We start from the raw sequence: 8,615 nt of genomic DNA on the forward strand, positions 1-8,615 counted from the left end.
TGTCCGTGCGCAACTGCTTTTTCTCTACCATATCCAGTACATTCATAATGACTCCAGTAAATCCGGCCTGTTTCTTTCCGTCTTTTTGAGCGCCGCTTCGCGCCGCCAATTCCGAACTGCCCCGTGGTCGCCCGAAATCAAAACTTCCGGCACCTTCCAGCCGCGAAATTCCGCGGGCCGGGTGTAATGCGGATGCTCGACCATTTGTATATCCGCCGCCGGGTCGGAAAACGAATCGCGAAGAACCGACTCTTCTTTGCCGACCACGCCCGGAACGTATCGCGTCACCGCATCGACCACCACTGCCGCCGCAATCTCGCCGCCGGAAACGATGAAATCTCCGATCGAGATCTCCGCCGTCGCCAAGTGCTCTACCACGCGTTCGTCGATGCCTTCGTAGCGGCCGCAGATCAAGATGATCTGCTCCGCCTTCGCCAGCCGCAGCGCCTCCGCCTGATTGAATTTCCGGCCCGCCGCGCTGAGGACGACGACTTCCGCCTGCTCGCTCTTCCGAACCGCCTCCACCGACTTGAAGATCGGTTCGGGCTTGAAAACCATTCCTTCGCCGCCGCCGAACGGCCTGTCGTCGACCGTTCGATGCTTGTCTGAGGTATGCTCCCTCAGATCGTGGACCCGGATTTCAATGAGTCCGCTTTCCCGGCCCCGGCGGATGATACCGAAATCGAAGGGGCCTCTGAAGAATTCCGGGAAGATCGTAATAACATCAAAGAGAAGCAGATTCTGCCTTCCTCATTTATTCAAATCCCGAAGCCCTTCCGGCAATTCCACATCGATTCTTCGCTGATCCAGATCGATCGCCTTCAAATATTCCTGAGCGAACGGGATCAGCGTTTCTTCCTTCCCGCGATCGACCTTCAGTATCTCCGACCCGCCGGCGCCGAGGACGTCGGTGACGTCACCGAGGTATTCCCCGCCGGCTGTGTAGACGCGGCACCCTTTCAATTGAAAGGTGTAAAACCAACCTTCGGCCACCGCCGGCAGCGTGTCGGCGGCGATCCGGATCTCCCGGCCAATATACCTCTCGGCTTGGGAGATGGTATCGATGCCTTTGAACTTGGCAACGCACCGGCCATGCTGCCGCCGGAACAATTCAATCTCCGACTGTTCTTCCCCGAGCAGGACCCGGCGGCCCGGCTCGAAGGCGGCGTCTTCCTCGAGCAATTGCTCGATTCGGACCTCCCCTTTGAGGCCTTGGGTTCTGGTGATCCGCGCGATGGATATATAGGAGGCTTCCGGCTGACTGATGAAGCGCTACTCCAAGATCTCGAGCGTGAACCGCTTTTTCAGCTTCATTCCGGCCGCGCTGAGAATGGTTCGGATCGATCGGGCTGTTCTACCCTGCTTACCGATGACTTTACCCAGGTCGCTTTGAGCAACTCTCAACTCAAGGACCGTCGTTTGTTCCCCTTCGATTGGCTTCACAGTTACCTGGTCCGGATTATCCACAAGCGCTTTCGCGATCTGCTCAATGAGCTCCTTCATAGCACCTCCGACACTCGCTTCTGCGTTGAGCTGGAAAATTAGGGCTACAAATAGTATGAACCGCGATCGGGGGCCCGGAAAGACTTTTACGCTACTTTACAAGTTCTTTTTTCAAAAGAATGCTTCGGACCGTCTCGGACGGCTGCGCTCCCTTTGAAAGCCAATATTGGGTTCGCTCGGCATTCACTTCCATCTGAACAGGATTGGCAATCGGGTTATATTGACCAATCACCTCCAGAAAGCGGCCGTTCCGAGCACGGCGCTTGTCGATCACAACAATCCGGTAATAGGGACGTTTCTTCGACCCGATCCGGGATAGACGCATTGTTACCAAAAGCGTTCCTCCTTATAGCGAAACCGTAGAATTGTATCATTGGATCATTCTATTTAGCCGCAGATGACGCGGATGACGCAGATGGGGCGCGAAAAAAGCGCCTGCTGATGCGCCCCATCTGCGTCATCCGCGTCATCTGCGGCTAAAACGGCATTTCCGGTAATTTCATGCCTTTCAACCGCTTACCGAAGAACGAATTCTTCATTCCCTTCATCATCTTGCGGGTCTGGACATACTGCTTCAGGAGCTGATTGACCTGTTGAACGCTGGTTCCGCTGCCTTTGGCGATGCGTTTCCGGCGGCTGCCGTTGATGACTTGATGATTCCGGCGCTCCTTCGGGGTCATGGAGTTAATGATGGCTTCCACCCGGACGAGCTCTTTCTCGTCGATCTTGGCTTTCTGCATTTCTTTGAACGGGCCGATGCTCGGGAGCATGCTCATGATCTGTTCGAGCGAGCCGAGCTTGCGGATCTGCTTGAGTTGATCGCGGAAGTCGTCCAGCGTGAAGCTGTCCGACAGCATCTTCTCCTGCATCTCGACGGCCTTCTTCTTGTCGACGACTTCTTCGGCCTTTTCGATCAGCGAGAGGATGTCGCCCATTCCCATGATGCGGGAGACCAGGCGATCGGGGTGGAACAGTTCGAGGGCATCGTACTTCTCCCCGGTTCCGACAAATTTTACCGGCTGGCCGGTGACCTGCTTGATGGAGAGGGCGGCGCCGCCGCGGGCATCGCCGTCCATCTTGGTGAGGATGAAGCCGTTGAATCCGAGCCGTTCGTGGAATTGCTGGGCGCTCTTGACGGCGTCCTGTCCGAGCATGGCGTCGGCAACGAACAGGATTTCGTTGGGCTTCACGATTTCTTTGATTTCGTGAAGCTCGTTCATCAGGGCTTCGTCGATGTGGAGCCGGCCCGCCGTATCGATGACGACCACATCGTGGGCCGTGTTTCGCGCCTCACGAACGGCGTCCTGGCACAGCTGCAGCGGCTTATCGTCGGGATTGCCCTCCCACAGTTTCACGCCGATGTCTTTGGCGATCACTTTCAACTGCTCGCGCGCGGCCGGCCGGTAGACGTCCACGGAAACCAGGAGCGGACGATGCCCGCCCTTCTGAAGCCAGTTCGAAAGTTTTCCGGACGATGTCGTCTTGCCCGAGCCTTGAAGTCCGACCATCATGATCACGGTTGGAGGCTGCGGCGCGAAATTCAGGCGGACATTCAAGCCGCCCAGCATTTCGACCAGTTCGTCGCGGACGATCTTCACCACCTGCTGGCCGGGGCTGAGGCTCTGCATGACCTCCTGGCCGAGGGCTTTCTCGCGGACCGCGTCGGTGAATTGCTTCACCACTTTGAAGTTCACGTCCGCTTCGAGCAGCGCCATCCGGATCTCTTTCAGCGCCTCGTCCAGGTGCAGTTCGGACAGTTTGCCTTCGCCGCGGAGGTTTTTGAATACGCGTTGTAATTTGTCGGATAAGTTCTCGAACATAACTCTTAATTATAACCGCTGAACCCGCTCGATTTTGCGCGCCTTGCCGGTAGCCGAATCGACGTCTACAAAGACGCCGTGGAGCTGGGCGTCCTGGGATGCGGTTTCGAATTTGTCCGGAATGGAGGTCAAAAAGCGCCGGATCACTTCCTCTTTGATGACCCCGATGACGGAGTAGAAGGGACCGGCCATTCCGGCGTCGGTTTGAAAGGCGGTGCCGCCGGGAAGGATTCGTTCGTCGGCCGTGGGGATGTGCGTGTGCGTCCCGACGACGGCGGAGACACGGCCGTCCAGATACCAGCCCATCGCGACCTTTTCCGAGGTGGCTTCGCCGTGCATGTCCACGAAAATCACCTTGATGTGCTTCGGAACCTTTGCCAGTTCCGCATCGGCCACGCGGAACGGATCGTCGGTCGGCGGCATGAAGACGCGGCCCTGCAGATTCAACACCGCCGCCTCTTCGCCCGATTGTGTCTTGACAATCGCGAGGCCGCGGCCGGGATTGTCGGCCGGATAATTCGCCGGACGCAGAATCCGGGTATGGGTCGACAGGTAACCCATGATCTCTTTCTTGTCCCAGATGTGATTGCCGGAGGTCAGCACATCGATGCCCCAATCGAACAGCTCGTCCGCTATTTTCGGCGTGACGCCGAAACCCGCGGCCGCATTCTCGCAGTTCAGAATCGTCAGATCGGCGGCGTACTCTTCCTGCAGATGTTTCAGATGCTGGTGGACAATCGTGCGGCCGGCCTTTCCGACCGTATCTCCGATAAACAGAATTTTCATGGGGGATTCAGAAGGACCCGCATGAGGCGTGTGGCATCACTTATTTGAACCTGTTAAACAGGTGGGCATCCTATCCACGTTTTAGGGGACCTCGGGACCCCGAAGGGTAAGGCCCACACACCACGCGTCAATCGGACTCCCTAACAAATAAGCATTGGTTCAAATTTTGCTGACACCATCACGCTCTCCGCAGGGTATTTCGATCATAGCACATTACGCGCGCTTGAGAACCTGGTCCAATGCGCGGGACCACTCGTCGGTTTTTCCTTCGCAGACTCGTTGCAATTCCTTGTACTCCTGTGCCAGGTGCAGGGCAGTCAAGATCGCAACCTTGAGCGAGTCCGGCGTGTTGGCTTGCACCGCGATATTCCGCATGCGGTCGTCGACTTCCTGGGCAAGCTTTCGAACTTCCGATTCGGAAAGAGCCGACTTGAGAACGATCGAATACGTCTGGTCGTAAATCTGAACCTCGATCGTGCGCGGTCTTGGGTTAGACAACGGTCTCCTCGTTCAGTTCCGATAGCGCTTCAAGCAGGGACTCTACCTTATTCTTGACCAGATCGCGCTCGCGCCTCAACTGCTCAAGCTCTTTTTCCAGGTTTTTGACTTGAGCGCGCGCGGAGGCGAGCTCCTGGCGCGTCGTTTTGACGACCTCGATGGTCCGGACGATTTTCGCTTCAAGTTCTGTAAAGGAATCGGAAGACGAAGACGAAGTCATGATTACTGCCTTAATTCCGCGCCGAGGCGCTGTTTTAACGAATCGAGTATTTGCCGGTCGAAGCCCTCGACTTCTTCGTCGGTGAGCGTCCGCTCCGGCGACTGGTACAGCAACGAAATGGCGAGCGCATATTTCGAAAGGGGAAACGGGCCCGCGTCCAACTTGTCGAAAGGTTCCACCTTCACCAACTCCGGAATATTCACGGCGCGCACGGCGTGCTCGACATCCGAGTAAATCCTGTTGCGATCGAGCAGCAAAGAAAAATCACGGCGGATCGAAGGAAATTTCGCAACGGAGCGGATGGCGTGCTGCGTCCCGGATTCCAACAGGAGATCCACGCTGAATTCCGCGAGATAAACGTGATGCCGGAATTTGTACTCGCCGGCATAATCCGGATGCAGTTCGCCGAAGACCGTGACGTCGCCGATACGCGCCGCGCGCCCCGGGTGGTAGTAGGCCGGGAGCCGCTCGCCGTTCGGAGCGAAGCGGACGTTGAAGGTTTCCAGAAGGTCTTCAACGTCGCCCTTCAAGTCGTAGAAGTCGAATTCGCGTTCGGCTTCGTGAACGCTTTTGGTGCGGAGAGCGCCGGTAGCCGCCAGGATCAACGAGCGGCTCTCGCCCTCGGCCGAGTAGCTCTTGCCGATCTCGTAGAGCTGGAGGTCGCGAATGCCGCGATTGGCGTTCCACTGAATCGTGCGCAGCATCGAGGGAACCAGCGAGGTCCGCAGAATCGCCTCTTCCTCGGACATCGGATTCATCAGCACCACGGGCTTTGTGTCCGGGCGGAACCTGCGTTCGGCCGGCTCATCGCTGAATGCCATCGGAATCGTCTCCGAGTAGCCGCTCGATGCGAGGACGTTGCGCAGTACGCGTTCTTTCGATTCCTCCGGCAATCCCGAGCCGTAACCGGCCCACTTCGGCAGCCGGGCAGGGAATTTGTCGAAGCCGTGATGGCGCGCGATCTCTTCGAGGAGATCCTCTTCGCGCGTGATATCGGGCCGGTAACTCGGAGCCTGGACGGACCAGCCGTCGGCCGTGTGATCGACCTTGAACCCCAGCTTTTCGAAAATGCGATCGACAATGGCGTGTTCGACCGGAACGCCGAGGAATCCTTCGATACGTTTCGCGCGAAGTTTGGCGGTGGCCGGCTGCCACTTGCGCGGATAAACATCGATGACGTCGCGGCAGATCGTGCCGCCGGCCAGAGCCTGAATCAGCGCGGCCGCGCGGTCGCAGGCGTAGCGCGCCATTTCGGGGTCCGCGCCGCGCTCGAAGCGATAGGAGGCCTCGCTCAACAGGCCGAGGCCGCGCGACGTCTTGCGGATCGAGAGCGGGTCGAAGTTCGCGCTTTCGAGCAGCACGTTGGAGGTTGCGGACGAGATTTCCGAATCGGCTCCGCCCATGACTCCCGCCACGGCGACGGCGTTCGATACGTCTGCGATGACCAGCATCGACGGATTGAGCGGCCGCTCGACGCCGTCCAGCGTCGTGATCTTTTCATCGAAGCCGGCCCGCCGGACGATGATCTGCTGTCCGCCGATCCGGTCGGCATCGAAAGCGTGCAGCGGCTGGCCCAGCTCGAACATCACATAGTTGGTGACGTCGGCGACGTTATTAATGGATCGGACTCCGATCGATTCGAGCCGGTTCTTCAACCATTCCGGCGACGGACCGATCTTGACTCCTGCGATGTAGCGTCCGCAATAACGGGCGCACAGGTCCGGATCGGCAATCGAAATGGAGAACACATCACTAGCTTTCGTTTCGCCCTCGTGAAGATCGAAATCCGGCGGCTTGAGGCGCGCGTCATAAACGACGGCAACTTCGCGCGCCACACCGAAATGGCTCAGGCAATCCGGCCGGTTGGTGGCGACATCGAGTTCGAACACGGAGTCGCCATTGGCCGCTTCCAACGCATCAACGGCAAGACCGATACCGGTGAAGCGGCCGCCCAGTTCCTTCGGCGCTTCCGGGATGTCGACGAACTCCTTTAGCCAGTTGTAGCTGATCTTCATTTCACTAATGCTTCGCGCTAAAACTGTTCGAGAAACCGCATATCGTTCTGAAAAAACAACTGCAGATCGTTGATGTTGTATTTCAGCATCGTGTAGCGTTCGATGCCGCCGCCGAACGCGAACCCGCTGTACTTTTCGGCGTCGTAATTCACGAATCCGTACAGGTTCGGATGAACCATGCCGGCTCCCATCACTTCAATCCATCCGGTCTGTTTGCAGACACGGCAGCCGGCCGCTGCGCAAAACACGCAGGAGACGTCGACTTCGGCGCCGGGTTCGACGAACGGGAAGAAGCTCGGACGCAATCGGGTCTGCGTCTGCGGGCCGAAGAACTGTTTGTGGAATCGTTCGAGAGTGCCCTTCAGATCCGCGAACGTGATTCCCTCGTCGACCAGCAGGCATTCCACCTGGTGGAACATGGGCGAATGCGTCGGGTCGAAGGCGTCGCGCCGGTAGACCCGGCCGGGACAGATGATGCGCAGCGGAGGCTGCATTTTCTCCATCGTGCGTACCTGCACCGGAGAGGTATGCGTGCGCAGCAGCAGGTTCTCGGAAATATAAAAGGTGTCGCGTGGATCGCGCGCCGGATGGCTGGCCGGAATATTGAGGGCGTCGAAGTTGTAGTAGCTGCTTTCGACTTCCGGGCCGTCCTCAACGGTATAACCCATCGAGATGAAGATGTCTTCGATTTCCCGGCGAACGATCGTCAAGGGGTGGCGGTGCCCGGCGCGCCGGCGGGTGCCGGGCAGAGAGACATCGAGCCGTTCGCGTTCGAGCACCGTCTGTTTCTCGCCCGCCGAGATCGAGCTTTCGAGCGTCTCCAGGGCGGTTTCTATTTTGACTTTGACTTCATTGGCGATGCGGCCGAACTCCGCGCGTTGCTCTTTGGGAAGCTTGCCGAGGCTCTGAAGTTCGAGGGTGAGGAGGCCGGCTTTGCGGGAAAGATACCGGGTGCGGGCGTCCTCTAGCGACTTGCGGTCGGCGACAGATACACGTTCCGCATCGAACTGCTGCTCGATGGCTCGAAGCCTGCCGATCCCGTCGTTAGAAGACACCTCGTAAACCCCATATGTTGAGCACGAGCGGAGCGAGTGTGAGCCCGATAGGGCGAAACAAATAATAAATGCCGATGGCGATCAGCTCGCCTTCGGGACGGCGGCTTTTGCGGTTTCTGCCAGCCGCGTGAATGCCGCCGGATCCTGAAGAGCCACGTCCGCCAGAATTTTCCGATCCATATCCACGCCGGCGGCCTTCAGCCCGGAAATGAACTGGTTGTAGTTCAATCCATTCTGCCGCGCCGCCGCGCCGATGCGGATGATCCACAGGCGGCGGAATTCGCGCTTGCGCACCTTGCGGTCGCGATATGCATAGACGAGAGCCTTCTCGACGGACTCTTTGGCAAATTTATACAGCTTACTCTTGCTGAGGTAATAGCCCTTCGCAAGGCCGAGAAGCTTCTTGCGGCGGTTATGCCGTTTTGTTCCACGTTTAACTCGAGGCACTGGGAGACTCCTTCATTTAAGCGTCGGGCCTATCTTACCTGCTGCGCGCTATCGCGCTTGCGCTTCGCGCGGCCCGCTGACTTCACATTACGCGTAGGGCAACATGCGCCGGATGATCTTCGAATCCGGATCGCTGGCGATGGTCGCCTTGCTGAGTTTTCTTTTCCGGCCCGCCGCTTTCTTCGTCAGGATGTGGCGTGCGAATGAGTGCCGGCGTTTTACTTTGCCGGTGGCTGTCAGTTTGAAGCGTTTGGCGGCGCCTCTATGGGTT

Annotated in this window: 12 protein-coding genes and 1 other RNA gene; all 13 read right to left on the bottom strand. The window is 58.0% G+C overall.

The annotated features are described in order from the left end of the window. Positions 1-42: 42 nt before the first annotated feature. Entirely contained in the window at positions 43-738 is a 696-nt protein-coding gene (gene trmD, locus VGK48_23655) for a tRNA (guanosine(37)-N1)-methyltransferase TrmD (protein HEY2384181.1), read from the bottom strand. A 12-nt stretch (positions 739-750) separates the two neighbouring features. Continuing rightward, on the bottom strand, positions 751-1,266 hold the full coding sequence (rimM, locus tag VGK48_23660; protein ID HEY2384182.1) for a ribosome maturation factor RimM: 516 nt from the start codon (positions 1,264-1,266) through the stop codon (positions 751-753). A 6-nt stretch (positions 1,267-1,272) separates the two neighbouring features. Then, positions 1,273-1,503, bottom strand: coding sequence for a KH domain-containing protein (locus tag VGK48_23665; protein ID HEY2384183.1), 231 nt, complete (start codon positions 1,501-1,503; stop codon positions 1,273-1,275). Between the two features lie 91 nt (positions 1,504-1,594). Then, entirely contained in the window at positions 1,595-1,828 is a 234-nt protein-coding gene (gene rpsP, locus VGK48_23670; protein ID HEY2384184.1) for a 30S ribosomal protein S16, read from the bottom strand. 151 nt (positions 1,829-1,979) lie between these two features. After that, positions 1,980-3,323 carry a signal recognition particle protein gene (gene ffh / locus VGK48_23675; GenBank protein ID HEY2384185.1) on the bottom strand — a complete coding sequence of 448 codons (1,344 nt, stop codon included), beginning with the start codon at positions 3,321-3,323 and terminating at the stop codon, positions 1,980-1,982. Positions 3,324-3,332: 9 nt separating this feature from the next. After that, complete coding sequence (locus tag VGK48_23680; protein HEY2384186.1) at positions 3,333-4,109, bottom strand: TIGR00282 family metallophosphoesterase; 777 nt, start codon at positions 4,107-4,109, stop codon at positions 3,333-3,335. Between the two features lie 10 nt (positions 4,110-4,119). Beyond that, positions 4,120-4,308, bottom strand: a non-coding RNA gene (gene ssrS / locus VGK48_23685) — 6S RNA. Between the two features lie 14 nt (positions 4,309-4,322). Continuing rightward, a complete protein-coding gene (locus VGK48_23690) occupies positions 4,323-4,607 on the bottom strand; it encodes a cell division protein ZapA (protein HEY2384187.1) in 285 nt (94 codons plus the stop codon). Then, the gene (locus VGK48_23695) at positions 4,600-4,827 is read right to left on the bottom strand and encodes a hypothetical protein (protein HEY2384188.1); all 228 of its coding nucleotides are present in this window, start codon (positions 4,825-4,827) and stop codon (positions 4,600-4,602) included. The genes VGK48_23690 and VGK48_23695 overlap by 8 nt, the downstream gene beginning before the upstream one ends. A 2-nt stretch (positions 4,828-4,829) precedes the next feature. Continuing rightward, complete coding sequence (gene pheT / locus VGK48_23700; GenBank protein HEY2384189.1) at positions 4,830-6,842, bottom strand: phenylalanine--tRNA ligase subunit beta; 2,013 nt, start codon at positions 6,840-6,842, stop codon at positions 4,830-4,832. Between the two features lie 17 nt (positions 6,843-6,859). Beyond that, on the bottom strand, positions 6,860-7,897 hold the full coding sequence (gene pheS, locus VGK48_23705; GenBank protein ID HEY2384190.1) for a phenylalanine--tRNA ligase subunit alpha: 1,038 nt from the start codon (positions 7,895-7,897) through the stop codon (positions 6,860-6,862). A gap of 81 nt (positions 7,898-7,978) precedes the next feature. Then, positions 7,979-8,344: a 50S ribosomal protein L20 gene (rplT, locus tag VGK48_23710; protein ID HEY2384191.1), complete on the bottom strand. Its 366-nt coding sequence runs from the start codon at positions 8,342-8,344 to the stop codon at positions 7,979-7,981. 87 nt (positions 8,345-8,431) lie between these two features. Then, the coding region (rpmI, locus tag VGK48_23715; protein ID HEY2384192.1) for a 50S ribosomal protein L35 at positions 8,432-8,615 on the bottom strand (184 nt) is incomplete at its 5' end.

The organism is Terriglobia bacterium (assembly GCA_036496425.1).
Taxonomy (GTDB): Bacteria; Acidobacteriota; Terriglobia; order 20CM-2-55-15; family 20CM-2-55-15; genus 20CM-2-55-15.

Excerpts from the sequence above, each read along its gene's own strand:
- VGK48_23665 (HEY2384183.1), bottom strand. The coding sequence starts at position 1,503 with ATGAAGGAGCTCATTGAGCAGATCGCGAAAGCGCTTGTGGATAATCCG.
- rpsP (HEY2384184.1), bottom strand. The coding sequence starts at position 1,828 with ATGCGTCTATCCCGGATCGGGTCGAAGAAACGTCCCTATTACCGGATT.
- ffh (HEY2384185.1), bottom strand. The coding sequence starts at position 3,323 with ATGTTCGAGAACTTATCCGACAAATTACAACGCGTATTCAAAAACCTC.
- VGK48_23680 (HEY2384186.1), bottom strand. The coding sequence starts at position 4,109 with ATGAAAATTCTGTTTATCGGAGATACGGTCGGAAAGGCCGGCCGCACG.
- VGK48_23695 (HEY2384188.1), bottom strand. The coding sequence starts at position 4,827 with ATGACTTCGTCTTCGTCTTCCGATTCCTTTACAGAACTTGAAGCGAAA.
- pheT (HEY2384189.1), bottom strand. The coding sequence starts at position 6,842 with ATGAAGATCAGCTACAACTGGCTAAAGGAGTTCGTCGACATCCCGGAA.